Origin of the sequence: Rhizobium albus, assembly GCA_030160035.1 — a bacterium.
Taxonomy (GTDB): Bacteria; Pseudomonadota; Alphaproteobacteria; order Rhizobiales; family Rhizobiaceae; genus Georhizobium; species Georhizobium albus.
In genome coordinates this window covers 522,076-542,653 of the sequence record BSNO01000003.1, presented here as the reverse complement: position 1 = coordinate 542,653, position 20,578 = coordinate 522,076, and the positions used below count along the sequence as shown (strand labels likewise).

Here is a 20,578-nt window from a genome sequence, read left to right as displayed (position 1 = left end):
CCCGCGTTCTTTGGCTGCAGTTTTGGGACTGACCGTCATTCCTCACGCATCGCATGATGCAACTGATCGCTGACGGGCTTGACCAGATAGGACAGAATGGTTCGGCGGGTTGTCTCGAAGAACACCTCCACCGGCATGCCCGGACGCAGCTTGTCCGCGCCCACTTTGGCGAGCTCTTCCTCAGAAATCCGCAAGCGAGCCGTATAGAAGGACTGCCCGGACTGCTCGTCCATGGTGAGATCAGGCGCGACATCGATGACGCCGGCCGAAAGCTCGGGCGTCACGCGTTGGCTGAGACCGGTCAGACGGATGCGCGCAACCTGTCCCGCCGTCACCTGATCCACATCGCCGGGAGACAGCTTCGCCTCGACAATCAGGTCATCTTCCATCGGAATGACACTAACGAGCGTTTCGCCCGCCTGGATGATTCCGCCGATCGTGCTCACATTGAGCTGATGCAGGAAGCCTGTCAGTGGCGCACGCACGTCAAGCCGGCGCAGACGGTCGATCGCCGTGATCCGCTCTTCCTGCAACCGCGCAATTTCGCCACGCTTTTCATCCAGTTCGGTCAGGATTGCCTGATCGAATTCCTCGTCGACCTGCACGCGCTCCAGTTCCGTTGCAGTGCGCGCCTGCTGAATCTCGACGATTTCAGAGGTCAGCGCCGCGTGGCTGCCCGTGAGGGAAGCCCTCTCGCGACGGATGGTGATCATCTGGGAGTCGACCACGAGACCGCGCTCGTGCAGATGCGCGAAGTCGGAGATTTGCTCGTCCAGTAGCGCGATGTTCTCGACAACAGCCTGCTGCTGTGATTCCAGCGCGGCGATCTGCTCGCCGAACTGGTTGATCTGCTCGGCGAGCTGCGCCTTGCGACCTTCACGTGTCAGTCGGCGTGCGCCCATCAGTTCGCGCTGGCCATCCATCAAAAGCTCGGCGCGCTCGGTCGAAGAAGACAGTAATGGCTCGGGAAACACAATGCTGTCGCTGCGCGCCTGCTCGGCAAGAAGCCGGGCTTCCTGTGCCAGCAACTGCTCCAGCTGGCTGTCGACGATGCCGAGACTGGCCCGCGCCATAGTGTCGTCAAGCCGGAAGAGTACCTGGCCCGCCTCCACCCGATCGCCTTCGTCCACATCGATTGCACCGATAATACCGCCATCGGGGTGCTGCACGTGCTTCGTGCGCCCCTCGACGATGATCTGCCCCGAGCCGATGACGGCGCCGTTGATTTCGGCATAGGCGGCCACGCCGCCGAAGCCTGCCACCAGGGCGGCGCACAGCAGCAGAGATGTGGACAGCTGTTTGGTGATCGAGCCTCGGATGGCCCGGTCGAGATCGTCAGACCGCATGGCTGAATGCCTTCTGGTTGGCTGCCGGGCGGTCGAGCACCGCAAGGCCGGAAAGAACATCATCACGATCGCCGAAAGCGACCTGCTGACCGTTCTGGATCATCAATACCTTGTTGACCGCCGACAGCGCGCTGGTCCGGTGCGCGATGACGACGACGATGCCGCCGCGCGCACGCACTTCACTGATCGCCGCTGTCAGCGCCTGCTCGCCTTCAATGTCGAGATTGGAGTTCGGCTCATCGAGCACAATCATGAACGGATTTCCGTATAACGCCCGCGCGAGGCCGAGGCGCTGGCGCTGGCCGGCCGACAAGCGGGCTCCACCTTCGCCAACGACGCAGCCATAGCCGTCCGGAAGATTGGCGATCAGGCGATGAACACCCGCAAGCTTGGCCGCCTGAACGATCGCCTGCATGTCCGGCTTCTTTTCGAAGCGGCAGATGTTGTCGGCGACTGTTCCGTCGAAGAGTTCGACATCCTGCGGAAGGTACCCGATGATCTTGCTGCGCTCGTCCTCGCTCCACTGGTCGAGTGTGGAGCCATCGAGGCGAACCGCGCCACGCAGATGAGGCCATACTCCCACGAGGGCACGCGCCAGGCTCGTCTTACCGGAACCGGATGGCCCGATGACGCCGAGGCCATCGCCTGCCTTCAGTTGCAGCGCGACGCCTTGAAGCAAAACGACGGGCTCACCCGGAGCGCTCGTCGCCAATTCCATGATCGTCACGTCCTGCGTCGGGAGCGGCAGGCCACCAGAAGCCGTCTGCCGATCAGTGTCCTGAAGCGCCTGATCGAGGCGGGCTGTCGCCTGGCGGGAAGCCACGAAGGACGGCCAGTGCGAGACGGCCTGTTCTATAGGCGCAAGCGCACGGGCCATGATGATGGAAGACGCGATCATGACGCCCGGCGTAATTTCCTGCAGGATCGCCAGATAGGCACCGAGCCCGAGCATTGCCGACTGGAGCACCAAGCGCAGCAGCTTGATGACCGACGAAAAGAAATTGCTGCGATCGGCAGCGGCCTGCTGAGCGGCCACATGTGGCGCCATTAGTTCCGAAAAGCGTTCCGACAGGCGTCCGAGCATGCCCATCGCACTGATCACCTCGGCGTTGCGCCGTGCGCTGTCCATGACCTTGGATTGAGCGCCGCTCCGGCTGCCGAGTTCGCGCGTGGGTTCACGCGACATAAGCTCATTCGCCACCACCAGACCGAAGATGAGCAGTCCGCCCACGAGCGATAGAACACCCAGCCAGAAATGGAACAGGAAAATGATCATGAAGTAGAAGGGCATGAACGGCAGATCAAAGATCGCAGCTGGTCCCGGTGAAGCCAGGAACCGGCGCACGGCATCGAGATCCCGGCCGGGATGGACACCCGCCGCCTTGTGCCCCCCGACAATCGGCATGCGGATATTGGCGCGCAGTACGGGATCGGACAGCCGCGCGTAGACCCGCATGCTGATCCGGGTCAGCGCGCGGGATCGCAGGATGTCGAGCACGCCGCTGAACAGATAAAGGCCTAACGCAATGCCCGCAAGAACGATCAAAGTCGGCACGCTGCCGCTTGCCAGCACTCGGTCATAGACCTGCAGCATGAACAGCGGTCCGGTCAGCATCAGCAGGTTGATCACCGCGCTGACGATGAAGATTCCCAGGAACGCCGACCGACAGGTGCGGATCGCGCTGGCGACAGAGACTTCAGATTTACGCTTGAACATAGTCCCGCCCCGAAAGCATTAACTCAACATTAAGCACGTTAATCGGCAGTTCGACACGACAAAACTTGATCAGGGTTGATGACAACCAAGCCACGACTGTCGTGAGTTCCGGTGGCTTTCTGGAAGCCACCGGAGTTTTGCGTCAGTTCATGAGGTCGTAGCCGAAGGACGACCAGACATTGCTCGGCCCCGCGTCATCGTCGTTGAACGTTTGCCAGCCATCCAGGCCGTCCGGAACCGACGTTTCCGGCTCATCGAAGACGAACGGTGACATTGCCGCAGCTGCAAAGATGCCGGCGCCTGCAGAGGCTGGCGCCGCAGCCGGTTCCAGCGAGAAGGACGACATGTCCTGCGAGCCGCCGTTGAAGGTCAACCGGACGACAGTCGTTCCGGCATCCAGCGTCACCGCAGCCGAGTCGGTATCCTGGAAGTTCGTCCAGGTACCGGTGCGTGGCGTTCCCACCGTAACGGTATCGACAGCCGATCCGTTCGTGAAGGTTGCCGTCACCGAGCGGTTAGGACCGCCAGCCTCTCCGAGCGACATGGAAAGGTTGAACAGGTAGGTCCCCGCCTCCGCCACATTGATCGTGTACTCCAGCCACTCGCCTCCGCCGATCCAGCCAATATCACCGCCCGATGTGACTTCGACGGCGCTGCCGGCACGACCGCCGTTGGTTCCGCCCTGCAGACCCGCGGCGTCGTTGTAGGCGATGCCTTGGCCACCATTGTCGTAAGCAATGCCCTCGATCGTCAGGCCGTCGCTGTCCAACACGGGTGCCGTGCCACTGAACGGCGTCTGAAGGTTATTGGCCTCCAGCGTGAACGATCGCAGATCGAGCACGTAGCCGTTCGAGGCCAAAGGTCCGTTGAAAGTCAGGCGCAGTGTCTGCGGCCCAGCTGCCAATGCCAGGTCGATTTCACTGCTCTGCACGAATGGTGCGCTGGCGAAGTTGCTGCCGCCAGCATGGCCGTCAGCGAGCGTCACCGTACCGAGTTGCGCTCCACCTGCGAGAGAAACGGCAACCGTGGCACCGGTCACCGGTGTCTTCGCGTTGACCGAGAAGCTGTACAGCCCGCCAGCAGGAACGTTGATCGTGTACTCGACCCACTCTCCGGGCAGCACATGCCCGATGTCGTTCTGAGCGCCGACGAATTCGACCTCGCGACCAGGGCGAACCCCGTTCGCTGCGTTATCGAGGCCAGGATTGTCGTTGTAGGCGACGCCCTGCCCGCCATTGTCGAAGTTCGTCGCATCGACCGTCAGAATGCCCTGAGCATTGAAGCTTGGAGCGGTGCCACCGAATGGCGTCTGAGCCACGACCGGTGTCACTGGCGTCAGCGCGAAGGACCGGAAATCCTGGCTGCCACCGGTGAAGGTGACGCGGGCGATCTGCGTGCCCGCCTCGAGATCGATGCCATCCACCGAGCGGTTGACGAAGCTGTTGAAGCTGCCGGTGCTCGGATTGGCGATCGTTCCAGTCGTTGCGTAGGGGCTTGCTTCACCTGGACGATAGAAGCTGACCGTTGCTGCACGACCCGCACCGCCCCCATTGGAGAGCAGCATATCGAGATCGTACTCGCCTGCTGTTGCAACATTGATGGTGTACTCCAGCCACTCGCCGTTATCGATCCAGCCGATATCACCTCCCCCGGTCACTTCGACGGAGCTGCCTGCGCGTCCACCATTCGTGCCACCTTGGAGACCCGGCGTATCGTTATAGGCAATACCCTGGCCGCCATTGTCATAGTCGTCGGCATCAATGATGACGCCGTCAGCATCGACGAGGAATGGTGTGCCGAGGAACGGCGTCTGGTTGGACCCCGGCTGAGCGAGCTGATGGATGGTCACCGCGTTCAGCGCAGCATTGTCGATGTCAGCCGAGAGATCGATGACGATCTCGCCATTGGTGACTGTGACAATCGTTTCGATGGCGATCGGCTCGTCACCGCCGGCTTCCGCGAACGGATCGAGGTTTGTGACGACCTGCTGGCCATTGACCGAGATATCGAACTGCCGCTGTCCCGGCGCGTTCCAATAGGTCTCCTGCGTATAGAGCGTCACGACGTAGGTGCCGTTTGGAACGTCGATCGACGCGGTCCAGTCTGACCCATCCTCGTAGGTTGCGAAGGCGGAACCCGGGGTTGCCCCGGCGCCATTCGGGTTCGATGGAGCATCGACGCCTGGTCCGGTATTTACCGCACCCGTCAACGATACCCGCGGATCGGTCTGGGCAATCAGAGCCAGGCCAAGGACCGGATCGTTGGCGATCGCGCCACCACCGAAATTGACCCCAAGCACATAGGCGCCCTTGCTCCCCGGATCCACTGGATCAATCGGGTCGATGTCGGGATCGAAGAAGTCTACCGTGCCATCATCGTCCGCATCGTTCTCGAGTGCGTCGTTGATGCTGTTGCCATTGGCATCATTTGCCGCGGTCAGCTGGTGCGGCTGAACGTTTTTGATGATGAACATGTGGTCGTTGTAGTCGTAGTTCCCGGCACCCGGATAATCCTGGATGCCGATATACGTGCCTTCGATCACATTGCCTGCCGCATCGATCGCCTGGAAGAAGCGCAGCAGGTGGCCCTGGTTGTCGCCGACCAGCTGGCCGAAATCGGGGTCGATCTTGTTGGCTTCCGGATCCGTCCAAGACGAATAGGTCGGACGGCCATCGACCGAGATGTAGAGACCGAACGGGCCATTCTGGTTGATGGTGCCGCGCGCGACATTCGCCCCCGCACCCGCTCCGGCCTGGAGCTGATCCGGCAGAACCGTCTGGCCCTGCTGATCGTCATTGGCGAAGAGATTGGTCACGTCCGAAGAGCCGAGGCCGTGATAGCCGAGACGCGCGACGTTGCCCTGCGTCAGGAAGGCAGCGATCTGGATGATCTCGATCGGCTGCGAGCTATTGAGACGCTGCAGGTACGGCATCAAAACTTCGTCGCCGACTGCCTCGACGGCGCCATTCGCCGCGAGTTCGCCCTGTGCCATGTCGGTCGAATATCCGAAGGCTTCGACGATCTGCGCAACAGTCGGCTCAGACCCGTTTTCCGAGAACTCCTGAGCGAGACCTGCGAGTTGGATCACCTTCTGTCCGTTGGCAAAATCGTTGGACACGATCGTCAGCGTCGAGGAGATGAGCTCAGCGCCGGACGAGGTGCCTGCGTGTTCGCCGACGAAGCGGACGGTGACCTGCGCGCTACCGCCCGCCGCGATCGTCGTCGGCACCGCGCCGACGATCTCGAAGGCATCGCCATTGCCGATCAGGATGTCCTCGATCGTCAACGGCACGAAGCCGTCGTTGGAGATCGTAAACGTCGCCTCGTTGCGGAACGTCTGCTGGGCGTTGGCCGGGTTGTCGATGTTGGTGAAGACGAGACGATCATCCGCCGCCGCATCATCAAGGCCTTCGACGACCAGTTCCTGGCCAAAGCCCACCGGCTCGACACCCTCGATGACAAAGAGGTTGTCGTTATAGTCGTAGTTGATGCCGGTGTAGTCCATCACGCCGAGAAAGACGTTCGGGATTACGTTGCCGTTAGCGTCGAGCGCCTGGAACACCTTGACCGTGTGACCCTGCTGCGCTCCCGGGACGATGACGCCGCCGGTCGGGTTCAGCCTCGGGTCGGTGGACAGTCCAGCTACGTTGATGCCGAACACTTCGTTGCCAAGCCAGCCATCACTGATGTCGGCATTGCTGAAGGTCCGTGTCGAGAACGTGGTGTCATTGCCCGAGTTCGGCAGCAGGCGCTGGTTGTCCGTTCCTTCGTGATTCCAGAACGTGGTGCCTTGACCTTTATTGCCCGGGTTGTGGATGCCCATCGTGGCTCCGCCCGTTCCGTGAAAGGCGGCGACCTGGGTGATTTTCGCCTGGGTGAACCCTTCGGCGATCCGCCAATACGGTGAGAGCACCTCTGTCTCGTCTGTCTTCGCGAAGACGTCGTTCGTGCTCAGCGTCGAATTCTCGCCACCACCCTGAAGGCGCAAGCCCTCGATGCGGTTACCGAAGCCGAAGATCTGCCAGATCTCGTTGACGTTCGGCTCCTGTCCGCCTTCGTCGCGCGCCTGCCAGAAGCCGGCGAGATCGACGGTCGCGACGGGGCTGTCCGCATCGTTGGTGCGAAGCGTCAGTTCACCGAAGAAGGTGGTCGACGTTCCGTCGATGTTGGTGGTCGGCGGTGTGTAGGCTGCTCGGTTGAAGAGCACCGTAACGTCGACGAATGCACCTGGAGCGAGCGTCAGCCCTTCGAAGAGCGCCGGATTGGCCAGAACGAACGGACCGGTGAGTTGGCTTTCGAGGAATTCGAGCGTTTCGGTGCCCGTGTTCGAAATCCGAACCACACCTGTGTCCTTAAAATCCCGATCCGCATCGTCGGGCGCTACCGCGTCCGGATTCTCCAGATACGAGAAGTGCAGACGATCGTCGAAATAGGCCGGATCCAGGCTCTGGATGCCGATATCGGCGTTGGCGTTGCCAGGTGCCGGCTGGACATCGAGATAGTCGATGCCATTGGCGCCCGGCGCGTTCGAGATAACGCGCAGCTGATACTGCGTGCCGGCAGTCAGCTCGATGTAGACCGACTGCTCGCCGGCAGTTCCGACGCCCGGGAAGGCCGTTTCATCCAGTTCGACACCGTTCAGCAACCAGGTCAGGCCCTGGCCGTTGGTGGCGCTGGCATTGGCGGCAGTGTCGAGCTTATAGACACCGTTAGAAGCCACGGTGAAGTAAAAGTCGACGGTGCTGCCATTGACGATGTTGGCCGAACCATCCGTCGTCTCGAGTTCGATGCGGCCGGAACCGACGATCTCGGCATAGTCAGGCTCGAACACCGATAGTGGCTCGGTGCTGACGCGCAGATAATCCACATTCGGACCGACCCCACCGGGAGCGGTGAGCGCAATGGTGTTCGATCCTGCGACCAGATTGACGAGCGTCGATTGCGGCCCCCAAATCGTTTCCGCGGCATTGCTGTTTGCGTTGAAGGCCAGTGTTTCGACGACCTGTCCGTTGACGGTGAGTGTCATCGGACGGGCGGCCTTGCCGGCACCCAGTGCATAGAGGATGTCGAGCCCGTGAACTCCTGCGGCACTGGCCGTCACGGTCCAAGTGATTGTTTCCGTGTCGGGACCGACGAAATCGACGAAGTCGCCGGACTGGTCGCGGTCGGTCGTGACGATGGCCGGGTCGCCGGTGAAGGCAGCATTTTCAGCTTCGTAGATGGCATAGGTGATGCCATCAACGATTTCTTCGCCGTCATTTGGACCCGTCGCGCTGTCCGGAGCAACCAGAACTTCGAGCTGGTCGATGTTCGGGCCCGTGTTGGCGACCGAGCGCAGCGTCACGGTGTTCTGGCCTGCAGCGAGCGAAACCGGGATCTCAACGAAGGACCAGACGGTCCAGCCATCGGCCGGGGCGACAGCCGTCGGGACGAAGGACTGTACGGTGACGATGGTGCCGTTCACCTCGACCTGAAGCGGACGGTCAGTCGTGGCGCCGTTGGCATAGCGGAAGCGGAGCAGGGCTTCGCCCGCGCTGTCGCTCGGTACATTAAAGGCGAACGTGATGAAGTCGGCATTGGTGGAACCGAAGTCGGCATAGCCGCCCGGAGTCCCGTCGAGATTGTCCGTGTTGCCGTCATTACCGAATGCGCCTGGGCGCAGGCCGTTGACGTAGCCGGTGCCGGTCGCGTTCGGCTCGCGATTCTGATCAGTCCGGATCTCGATCTGGGCGTCGACGTCGTTTGGTGTCGAGACCGAAGTGCCATCGCCCGGCGTCGCGTCTTCTGCCTGGATGACGATGAGACTGACGAATTCGGTCGGCGCCTGACCAGGCGTGAAGGTGAGCGTTTCGACCGCAGTGTTCGACGCGTCGTCGAGGACCGTCAGCGTTGCCGTGACCGGCGAGCCGAAACTGCTGACATCCGCAGTGAAACGGTTCTGCGCATTCAGCGTGACGGTCTGTGCCTGGCCGCCGTTGAAGCTGACGCGGATTGTCTGGATGTCGTCGTCGAGGCCGTTGACCTGGAAGACTGTCGCTTCTACGTCGCTGCCGTCGAAGAGGACGAGCGCGAGGTCGCCTCCCGCATCGGCTGTGTTGTCGGCGATGATGCCGCCTGGTGCCGGCTCCAGACGCACAATCTGGCTCGACCCATCGCTGCGGTTCAGGGTGAGGAGGTACAGCCGACCGCCAGGACCTTCGATGACGTCCAGCGGATCCGGATGACTGATGACCCTGCCATCGGGATCGCGGATGACGAAGTCATCGATCACGTTGCCGTCGTCGTCCAGGATCATGGCACGCAGGTCGTTGCCGCTCGAGTACTCGGTGAAGATCACCGCATTTTGCAGGCCTGCTCCGAACACGTTGCTCTTGTACTCGATTGCGCCGTTCGGCGAACGATTCTGGCCAAGCGAATAAGCATTGTTGGGATCGTAGTTCGGATCCGGCAGCGTGCCGACCGGGTAGTTTCCGACCTGGTTGGGGTCTGCACCGGAGGTCGGATTGCCGCCGTTCAGGATGAACTCGTCACGCAGCGGATTCGGATGGCCGCTGTAGGAGCCTTCGCTGATGGTGAAGAAGTAGTCGTTCTGCACGCCGACATTGTTGACCGCCTCGTTCTGCGGCGTGTTCGGATTGTTCGGAACGTTGCCGCCTGCCGCCGAGCCGTTGGCCGAGACGTAAAGCTTACCGTTAGAATGCCAGACCAGGTCGTAGCCGTTGCGCTGTCCGGTCGCGAAGATTTTCAGGACCGCGTCGTCCGCATATGGATTGTAAAATTCTTCGATGATGGTCGAGTTGAAGTTCGTGCCCGAACGCACCGAAGCAACGCCGTTCGCATCGAAATGCAGGAAGTTTCCGATGAATTCGCCACTATTGATGGCGATGCCGCCGTTTTTCAGGTTGCCGTCGTCGGTCGGCACGAGTTGGCCGTTGACAACGTTCTCGTAGCCAAAGCGACGATTCAGGCCGTTATCCGGTATCGGCTCGGTGGAGACGTCGAAGCCTCCGGGAGGAGCCTCGCGAGTCGGGTCGATTTCAAGGATCGCGGCGTTGAGAAGCCGTTCCGGGCGGAAGCCCCAGGCAGAGTCCGCCTGGCCCATCGCCGAGTTGGATCCCTGGATGAGATAAAGGAGGAAGTCCGGCTCATTCGGCTGGCCGGCATTCGGGTTGGCCCGGAACTCTAGACTGTTCGTGACATGGTCGCCGTTGGAACGCGGCAGGCCCGTGATGTAAGTCTCTGCGGTGCCGGTGAAGGCGTCGCCCTCGCCGATCGTCACTTTCGAGACGCGGCCCGAGAATTCAGGCACCGCATTGTCACGTCCGTCGAGCGGAACTGGGAAATTGTCCGTGATCCAGATGACGTTGGGGTCGGTTGGGTCGAAGACGAACCCGATGATGCCGCGGGAGCGAGCGCCTTCCTGCAGATAGTCGAGCTCTAGCGTCTGCTCGTTCGAAAGCGAGCCATCCTGCGGATCGATATCCCAACGTTTGATCAGGCCGTTGAGCGTGCCGACGTAGAGATGCTGGCCGTCCGGCGAGATCTCGATCGACGTATACAGCGATGCGTTGTCGGCATAACCATTGAGTTCGATCGTTTCGACGAAGGCAACCTCACGAGCCTCGACTTCCGGCTGCGCCGTGGTCGTGAAGGTGGAGCTAAACTTCAAGAACTCGCGCGTCGGTGCGTCGATATCGGCATTTGAACCGCGATCCTGGAAGCCATCGATCACGAGCGTGTAGCTCGTGAAGGCTTTCAGCCCCCCCGTTGGCGAGATCGTCAGCGAGTCGAAGCCAGCAGTCGTATTGATGCTGAAATTGACCTCCTGGCCGGTCAGAGTTTCATAAAGCTTGATCGAGCCATCCGTGAGGCTTTCCAGAAGCGCGCCACCGCGGTTCGGCGCCACCTCGATGCCGAGAATGATGTCGGACGTCGGATCGACCGTCGTGATCGCGCCGCTCGCTTGATCCAGATCGACGACGATCTGGCCTTCACCGACACCGGCAATCGCACGAGGTCCAACGAAGCGCGCATAATCTTCGGGCGCCTCGCGCTCGTCGTCCGGTGTCAAATCCGGCAGTTCGCGAATCTCCAGATACTGGATTTCGGTGACTTCGCCATCCGGCGCAGCCAGCGTCAGGAAGCCATCCTCGACCTTGACCTGAACCGTCTTCAGTTCGGTCTTGTAGAAATTGGTCGGGACGAAGTTCGAAACGAGTGCGCCTTCGATCTCCAGCTTGTTGTTGCTGTCGTTCGGACCACCGGTATCGCCGACGGCGACCGTGACCTCGTACCAGCCGTTCTCAAGGGCGACTTCGAATGCAACGCGGTTAGCCTCACCGGCCGGGAACGTTCCACGCAGGTCGAAATGCGCGTAGCCTGTGAGACGCGGGTCGTAACTGTCGAAGTTGCGACCGTCGTCGACGTTGGAGCTTTCGCCCTGCCCTGTGCGTTCGTTGATCGCGACGGTCGGATAGAGCGCGGCGTTGATCGGCGTCGCGGTCGTACCGTCGGCGTCGGTCGCCGACGCTTCGGTGACGAAGCCGTAGGAATAGCCGTTGCCGCGATCACCGAAGCCGACGAAGTTCGCAACGAGGTAGCCCGGCGCTTTCGGCGCCGTGCCGTCCTGGAAGTTGATCAGGATCGTCTCGCGTTCGCCTGGCTCGCTCGGAACCTCCGGGTCGACCGGACCGTCGCCATCACGGCTGATCGTGACGTTGTCGATGTTGGGACCATTGGCGATCTCATTGGCCACCGAGATGATATTGACGCCCTCGGAAAGCTCGATGTCGACCGTGATCTCCTGCCAGTTCGACCAGCCCGCGTCGGCGGTGCCGCCAGCAGGGATGGTGGAAGGGAAGTCGATCGTCTGCTCCACACCATTGACCGACAGCGTCATGGGGCGGTCGGTTGCCCCGCCATTGGCGTAACGCACGGTCAGCTGATAGGTGCCGGCACCGGGTGCCGTCAGCGAGAAGCTGGCAGCATCGCCGATATCGTTGCCGGTATCGAGATAACCGGTGCCCTCATAGCCCGGACGCAAGCCGAAAGAGTCGTAGATCTGGCCTGGACCGCTGTTGCCGGCGTTGGCGCCAGCTTCATTCGTGTCTTCGCCAGGAACGCGGGCAACCGTGTCGGCCGGTGTTCCGGCAACCGGCTCGATGTCCGCAATGATGAACGTTTCGGCTTCGATCGTCAGCGAGAACGGTTCGACCGGATCGACGGGAACGGTCCCGTTCAGATACTCAAAGCTGATCTCATCGATGTTGGGGCCGCCGATATTGCCGGCAGGGATTGCCAGGCGGATCTGGTTCGAGCCTTCGACCAACGTCAATTCGACGGTCTGCTCGACCCAGCTGTTCCAAGCGAGGTCGCCGGTTCCAGGCCCACGGGTGAACGGCAGGCTGATCACGTCGCCATTGTTCAGCGTCAGATTGAGAGCGCGCGAGTCCGCAGCGCCATTGCTGTAGCGGAACGTGACGAGATAAGTGCCGGCAGCAGGTGCATCGACGTTGATGGTGATGGCATCGCCGACTTGACCGCCGAAGTCCATGTAGGCGTTGCCCACGGCACCGGCGCGGAAGTTGCCGAAGTCATCCGGATTGGCCTGTGTGACGACGCGGGTAAGCGCGCCCTGGCCCGTAGCGGTCGTGTCGTTGACCGTCACCCGGGTGAGGTCTTCGGCTTGGATGGTGAACGGATCGACGATGATCGGCGTCGCTTCGTCGGTAATCGTCAGCGTATCGGTCGCCTCGGCCTCGTTTCCAGCCTCGTCGGTTACGACAATGGTGATCTCGGACGTGCCGGCATTGAGACCGGTGCCGTCGAACACGAAGTTGCCATCGACATCGAGAAGCTCCGTGACATCGATACGGGTCGCACCGCCGTCGAGGCTGATTTCGACCTTGACGATATCGTCGTCCAGACCAGCAACCGAAAGCGTGATCGCGCTTGCTTCGGCGATGTCGATCGGAGTCGCCGGAGCGGCAAGAACAAGATTGCCATCTTCATCAGCCGAGACGTCGACCTCGATTGGGCCAGTACCGGCAGGCGTGATTTCGATGCGATCGAGATTCGGCCCTGACCCCGCCCCTGCAGGGATTGCAAAGGTGATGGTGTTGACGCCGGCCTGCAGTGTCACGGTCTGGGTAAGGAAGCTCCAGAAGTTGAAGCCCTGAAGAAGCGGATCGCCCGTCGCGGGTCCCGTATTGGGGAAGACGGCATTGGCAACTGTTCCGTTGACGCCGATGGCAAGTGAGCGCGGCGCGCCGGAGAAGTCCTGCGATGCATAGCGCACGTTGAGATCGTAGGTGCCGGCCTGAGCGACCGTGAACGTGTAGGTGACCGTATCGCCTGCATCGTCACCGAAATCGAGGTAGCCAGTGCCGCTGAAATCCGGGCGCAGGCCGGAGAAGCCGCCAGCTTCCGGATTGCTTGCGTCACGCACGACCGTGACCGTTGCGTTGCCGTTAGTAGCGGCAGCCAGCGCGATCGTGCCGTCTTCTGCCTGAAGAACGATCGGCGTGAAAACGGGTGGCTCACCGACAGTCACCGTGAAGGCAACCGGGGCGGTGTTCAGCGCACCATCGGTCGCAAGGACTTCGAGGGCGTAAGTGCCAGCAACGACTGTACCGGCGATCGTGAGGATGCCTCCTGTGAGTGTGATGCCCGCGGGCAGCGTGCCGCCACCTTGAAGCGCGACCGCGTAGCTCAGCGTTGTTCCAGCATCTGGATCAGTCGCTCCGAGAGCTGCAGCAACGTTGATCGTCTGCGCGGTGCCCTCGACGAGCGTCACGTCTTCAATCGCCGCCCCCGCGCCGAGAACCGGGGCTTCGTTGATGTCGCCGACCGTGATGGTCAATACGCTGGTCGTGGACAGTCCTGCAGCGTCTGTTGCCGTGATCGAAACCGAGACGGTTTCGCTGGCTTCATGATCCAAGCTCACACCCGGTGCGAGGCGCAGCTGCGTTCCATCGATGACAAAGCGCTCGTCGGTGGTCGTGTAGACGATGGCAGCCGAGCTCCCGTCGGGATCAATCGCGGCGAGCGTACCGATGACGGCGCCGGCCGCATTCTCATCGACCGCCGCCGTATCGAGCACGATATTGACCGGGGCAAGCTCCGGCTGCTCGACGCTCGTAAAGGTGAGCTTGTCGATGCGCAGGAACTCGCCGGAGTCCGCAATCCCCGTGATGGTGGCGATGGTGGCCGCATCAATGAAGACGGGAGTGGTGAAGGTGATGGTTTTCAGATTGCCGACCTGGCCGCCGTTTCCACGCGCCTGGTTCGGATTGTCGAAGGTTCCGGCATCGTCGAAGGACAGGCCGCTAGCGAGCACCGTATCGCCGATCGTGAAACTGAAGGTCGCCTCGCCGTCCGTTTCGTCGAAGACCGTGATGGAGACCTCGTACCAGCCTTCCGCCAGACCGTTCTCAGAGAGAACGGTAGAGACGGTGCCGGTCTGATTGGCGTTGGTGCGGATTGCCTGATTGCCCGATGCACCCGGAGCAGCCGCGACATAGAATGCGTCGGCGTCCGCGAGATCGGTGAAGGCTTCTGCTTCCACAACGGTCGTACCGCCGACCGCCGAGCCATCGATCGTCAGCTCAAGCTCAAAGGATGCGCGGGCACCGGACGGATCCGTGGCGACGATCGTGATCGTGCCGTCGCCCGTTGCGGTGGGAGTACCGACGATCACGCCTTCGCTGTTGAGGCTGAGGCCTGCCGGCAGGCCTTCGACAGACAGGACAAGGCTGTCGCCGTCGATATCCGAGAATGCATCCGCGAAGATGGCGAGATCGATACCGTCGAATTCTTCGCCGACCGCACCGAAATAGGGTTCGAAAGCGACGACGTTGACGACGGGTGCATCGTTGACGTTTTCGACAGTCAGCTGGAATTCCGTTGTCGTAACGCCGCCACGGCCATCATCAGCCGTAATCGTAATTGTATAGGGTGTCGCACTCGGCGCAGCCTGGATGATGCCGCTCAGGGTGCCTTGCGCGAATAAGAGGTTTTCGAAGCCGGCAACCGGGTTGCCGTCGGCATCCGTCGCGGTGAAGCTGTATCTCAGTGCATCACCATCCGCATCGACGAATGGCATGTCGATTTCGAGCTGGCTGCGTTCCGGCAGGCTGAGATCGGCGACACCGCCGCCAATGACGGTTGGGGCATCGTTCTGGTCGGGATCGACCGGCCCTTCGATGATCTGCACGTTGCTGAAGGAGACCGAACCGACACCGTTGCTCGCCTGGTCATCGTCGGCGACGAAAACGAGCGACGAGATCGTCTTGCCGGCATGGGTCGACAAGTCGATCGTCACGGTGAACGTCGTGCCCGGCGTGCCGTTATTGCCGTTGCGCAGATCGACGAAGGCCGCCTGGCTTTCCGTTCCGGCGATCTGGAAGACGGACCGATCGCTCGTTTCGAAAGGATTGTCATCGTCATCGAAGCCGATGGCGACAATCTCCGACAGATTGGTACCGAGCGTCACGGTCAATGTGATCTTGGTGCCTTCCGTGATCGTGTAGCTCTCCGGCAGCGGCGCGCGCTTCCAGAGGTTGCCGGCGAGAGTAAGTGTCGCGCCAGCATCGGCAACGGACGCGCCGGCCCCGCGATCCTGGGTGCTGTAAGATGTGAGCGTAGACTGGTCGAAGACCATGCCGATCGGCTCCTGCGGCTCGGCGACGTCCACGATACCGAGCGTGAAGTCACGAGTGGTCGACAGGCCTGAAGGGTCGGTTGCGGTGATGGTCACTGCGATCTGCGGCTCCGCCGCGAAATCGAATGTCGCGCCGTCTGCGACAGCCAGTTGGCCGGCGCTGTTGATGATGAAACGATCGTCATTGACGGTGAAGGTCAGCGCATCGGAGTCCGGATCAACGCCCGCAACGACACCAACGACGGTGCCGGCAACGGCCTCTTCGGAGAGCGACTGCGCACCAGAAAGCGAGATCGCCGACGGTGCTTCGTTCACGTCGCCGACGGTGATGGTGATGTCCTGCGTCGTGGAAGCCGTACCATCGCTGACGGTGACGGTCGCTTCGTAGACACCATCGCCATCAGCGTCGTCAGCGGCTTCGAAGTTCGCACCAGCATTGAGCGAAATGACACCATTGGCGTCGATCGACAGCTTGGAGGCATCAGCACCCGAGAGCTGATACGTCAGCGTATCGCCATCCAGATCGCTCGCGACGATCGTGCCGACGACGGTCATGTTTTCGGCTACGGTAAAGCTGGGTTCGCTGGAAATCGACGGAGCGGAATTATCTTCATCGATCGTTGCCGTTGTTCCAGCACTTGCCGAATTGCCGGCGTCGTCGGTGACTGTCAGTTCGACTTCGACGGAACCCGGATCGAGATCGCCGAGGTCGAGCGTGATCTGGCCGCCGACTGGCGTGACGGCAACAGCCGCCCCGCCATTGACCGAAACGGTGAAGGAAACGATGTCGGAATCCGCACCAGCGATCGCGAAGACGGCGGCCGTGGGGTCGGAGATATCGACGACCGAAAGCGCAAGATCATTGCCCTCGTCGGCAGTCGTGTCCGGCACGACATCGTCGGCCGGGTCGTTGGTCACGGTGACGGTGATGGTCTTTTGCGTCGTCAGCGCGCCGTCCGAGGCGACAATGACGACGGTGTATACGTTGCTGCCACCGACAGGCGCTTCAAAGTCGGGTGCTGCGATGAAGGACAAGGCGCCGGTCTGCGGGTTGATCGTGAACAGCGCATTGTCGTTATCCGAAGGACTGGCAAGCGAATAGCGCACGGCATCGCCGTCGATATCGCCGGCCACGATGGTGCCGACAGCAGTGTTACCTTCGAAGACCGAAAAGGTTTCGGAGGAGACGATCGGCGCGGAGTTGGTAACTGGAAACACGGCCGCGACGCCGGTCTGCGTAATCGCGATGGCATCGAGATTGGGGCCAGTATTTGCTCCGGCCGGGATTGCCAGCGAGAAGCTGTGGGTGCCAGCCGCAAGCGTTACGGTCACCTTCTGAACTGACCAGTTGTTGAAGCCTTCGGTCGACCCGGAAACATTTGTTCCTGTCGCGCCAAAAGGCAAATTGCTCGGCGCATTGTTGTCGATCGAAAAGGCCAGCGGCCGAGCGCTGTTGCTCGCATAGCGAATGTGCAGATCGTAGGTGCCCGCTTCGGCGACAGTGAAGCTGTAAGTGGCCTTGTCGCCCGGCGTGTCACCAAAATCCAGATAACCGCTGCCGGTGAGACCCGGACGGAGACCGGTAGGCAACGCCTCGTTCTGTTCGCGGTTGGAGGGATCGCGAACTGTTGTGACGTTGGTATTGTTTCCGGGATTGAGGATCGTGAGAACGCCGGCTTCCGCCTGAATGAGGATCTGCGTAAACGGTGCTGGCTCCTCTGGCTCTTCTACGATCGGAGCTTCCACAGTGAGCGTGAAGGAAATGGCGTTTGAATCCAGGTCGCCATCGGAGGCGACGATCTGCAGCACGTAGGAACCTGCCGGAACGTTCGGCGCGACAGTGAGAATGCCATTCGCGAGCGACACACCCTCAGGGCCTGAACCTGTCAATTCGAGCGTGGTAACGTCTCCGTCCACATCGCTCACCGATGTAAGGTCGGACAGAGAAATCGTGCCGCCGGTGGCCGGAACGGTCTGCGTCGGGATGGTGCCGGACAGGACCGGCGCATCATTGACTGCAGCGACGGTGACCGCAATCGCAGCTGGTGCGCTTGAAGCGCCCGCCTGATCGGTAACGGTGTAGCTGATGGTGGCCTGGCCATTGAAATTCGGGGCCGGCGTGAAGTCGATGTAGGTGCGGCCGCCTTCCGTGACGACGAGAACGGTACCCTGCGCCGCAGGGACCGAAGCGGCGACCGCAAGCGTATCGCCCGCGTCGACGTCATTGATGGCACCGGTGATGTCGATGCGGCGGACCGCGTCTTCCTGCGCATCCAGCACGGTGACATTGGCGGCAGTCGGCGCCGTGTTGGTCGGCTCCTCGGGTTCTTCAACGACAGGTGCCTGCACCGTTAGCGTGAACGAGATAGGCGCGGAGTCCGCCTGACCGTCCGTGGCATTCACCTGAATGGTGTAGGTGCCCGGGGCGACATTCGCAGCAACGTTGACCGTTTCACCCGAAAGAGTGACGCCGGCTGGCAGATCGCCACCCAGCTCGAACGTGGGGACCGTGCCGTCGACATCGCTTTTGGTAAGGCCCGAGAGTGAAAAGGATCCACCTGTGGCCGGGATCGTCTGCGCGGCGATGGAGCCGGACAGCACGGGCGCATCGTTGACCGCCGCGATATTGACATTGATTGTCGCCGGAGCGCTCGCGGCGCCGTCCTGGTCGGTGACGGTATAGCTGATGGTCGCCGGGCCGTTGAAGTTGGTGGCCGGGGTGAAGTCGATGTAGGTGCGGCCCTGAAGAGTGACGACCGACACGGTACCCTGCGCCGCGGGAACCGAAGCGACTACGGAAAGCGTGTCGCCAGCGTCCGCATCGTCGATGGCATCGGTAATGTCGATACGGCGGACCGTGTCTTCCTGCGCGTCCGAAATGACCAGATCGTCAGCGGTCGGCGCCGTGTTGACGGGCTCGACGGGAACCGTCGGCTGGGTCAGCGCGATGACGATCTTGTCGATATTTGGTCCATTGGCTGTGGTCGAGGTCAGCCGCAGGGTCGAGACGCCGGCGGGCAGCGTGACCGTGATGGTTTCGCTGGTCCAGTTTTCCCACCCGCTCGCGGTCGCGGGAACATTTGCGTCTTCACCACTACCACCAGGCGTTGGATCGATATCGGAAACGTCGCTTGGAAGTACTGTACGTGCTCCGCCATTGGTAGCCAGGATCGCAAACTGCGCGGTCGCACCGTCCGGCAAACCGGAAAGGATGAGCGGACGCGCGGCCGAGCCACCGTCACCGTTCGTATAGACCAGTGTGATCGTGTACGTTCCCGCTGTCGGTGCATTGACCGAAAATTCAGCGAACGTATTGGCGACCCCCCAATCGAGATAGGATTCGCCTTCTGCGCCAACCCGGAAGTTCTCGTTTGAGCTAACCGTAGGATTTCGTGCGGCCAGGAACTCAGGCGCGATTGCACGGTTGGCACTGGTGGGCGTCGTAATCGTCGTGTTCGGCGCGAGATCCTCGGCCTGTATGACGATGACGTTCGGATCAGCTTGTCGGATATCGAGGTAGTCAATGTTCGGGCCGCTGAAGCCGTTGGCGGTCAAACGAATATCGTTCACGCCGGCATTGAGGTAGACGCGGGTGGTTGCTTCTCGATAGGTTTCGTTGCTGTCGGTGGACGGCATGTCGAAAATGCGGTCCCACAGCTCGTTGTTCACATCGAGCCGCATGGAGCGGTTTACGCCAACGGCGTTGAAGGCATAGCCCACGTCTATGTCATACCAGCCGGCGGTCCCGACCGTGAACGACCATTCAATGAACTGGCCGGAACCAGCGCTAGTGTTACCCGGGATACCAGCAAAATCGACATAGGCATCGCCGCTGGCGGCATCGGCATTAGAAATGTCGCTTGGCGACGTCGCAGTCGTGGTCGAGACTGCAGTTGGATTGCCCAACGTGCTGGTCGGGATGGCATTGCCGACAAACGCATTCTCAGCCTCGAGCCGAAGCGTCGTACCTGGAACGAGCGTTCCGAGGCTGACGTCCGGTTCTTCTGCCAGCGCAGCCGTCACGAAGCCCTCGTCGCTGACGAAGGCGCTCATCATCGGCATTTCGCTCGGACCGGAGAAGCTGTCGACGTCCGTGTAGACCGGCGCGTCCAGTGACGCTGGATCAGTGCCACCGGCCCCGTTGCCCAAAGTCGTCCCTCGCTGCAGCGGCGAACCGGAACCGACGGACCCGCCATCGCCCTGAGGCCCCAGATAGTCGCCGTAGCCGCTATCCAGCGGCGGCAGATAACCGTCGAGCTGGGCGACATCGTCCTCGTTGAGCGGAATACCCGCGTCGCTGTCGAGCGCCGGCAGGTTCGCGAGAGGAAGAAGTTCGTCGAAGTCGTTCGGCGTGTTCGCTGCACCATCCTCGACCTTGGTGGCGAGAGCGAGAGCGGCGATGCCCGCGAGGTTCAACGCATTGATCAAGCCGAGCCCGTCGCCGATCTGGGTGCCGGTCGCAGGCGTACCGTCACTAGCCGCAATGGCAACGATGCGGGGGCCGGAACTATTGAGCGAAGCGACGCTGATCGTATAGGTGCCGGAATCGAGCGCAATCCGCACCAGAACAGTTCCAAAAGCTTGCCAACCGCCCGTGCTCGGGAACGTGATGACGTGAGGACTTCCACCGTCGACCGAGAAAGTCGCTTCTCGATTCTCCGAAAAGCCATTGGCGTACTGAACGACCAATTCGCTGCAGCCGCCGGTCGGTACATCCAAAACGTAGTTTTCGCTGCCGCTCTGAGCGGAAGAGTGACCGCTGCCGAACGGCGAATTCAGATCAGCGGCAAATGTCGTTCCGTCGACGACGTCGTTCGAGCTGAGCTCGAGACCGAATTCCTTATCCATGATTCC

Annotated in this window: 3 protein-coding genes; all 3 read right to left on the bottom strand. The window is 61.4% G+C overall.

Annotation, left to right across the window (positions count from 1 at the left end):
• Nucleotides 1–35: 35 nt before the first annotated feature.
• Entirely contained in the window at nt 36–1,346 is a 1,311-nt protein-coding gene (locus tag QQL76_RS10285) for an HlyD family secretion protein (protein WP_499207558.1), read from the bottom strand.
• Nucleotides 1,336–3,063, bottom strand: a complete 1,728-nt coding sequence (locus QQL76_RS10280; protein ID WP_499207557.1) for a type I secretion system permease/ATPase — start codon at nt 3,061–3,063, stop codon at nt 1,336–1,338. The genes QQL76_RS10285 and QQL76_RS10280 overlap by 11 nt, the downstream gene beginning before the upstream one ends.
• Before the next feature lie 142 nt (nt 3,064–3,205).
• Nucleotides 3,206–20,572, bottom strand: a complete 17,367-nt coding sequence (locus tag QQL76_RS10275) for a carbohydrate-binding protein (protein WP_499207556.1) — start codon at nt 20,570–20,572, stop codon at nt 3,206–3,208.
• Between the last annotated feature and the right edge of the window lie 6 nt (nt 20,573–20,578).

Coding starts and splice junctions, on each gene's coding strand:
- QQL76_RS10280 (WP_499207557.1), bottom strand. CDS start 3,063: ATGTTCAAGCGTAAATCTGAAGTCTCTGTCGCCAGCGCGATCCGCACC.
- QQL76_RS10275 (WP_499207556.1), bottom strand. CDS start 20,572: ATGGATAAGGAATTCGGTCTCGAGCTCAGCTCGAACGACGTCGTCGAC.
- QQL76_RS10285 (WP_499207558.1), bottom strand. CDS start 1,346: ATGCGGTCTGACGATCTCGACCGGGCCATCCGAGGCTCGATCACCAAA.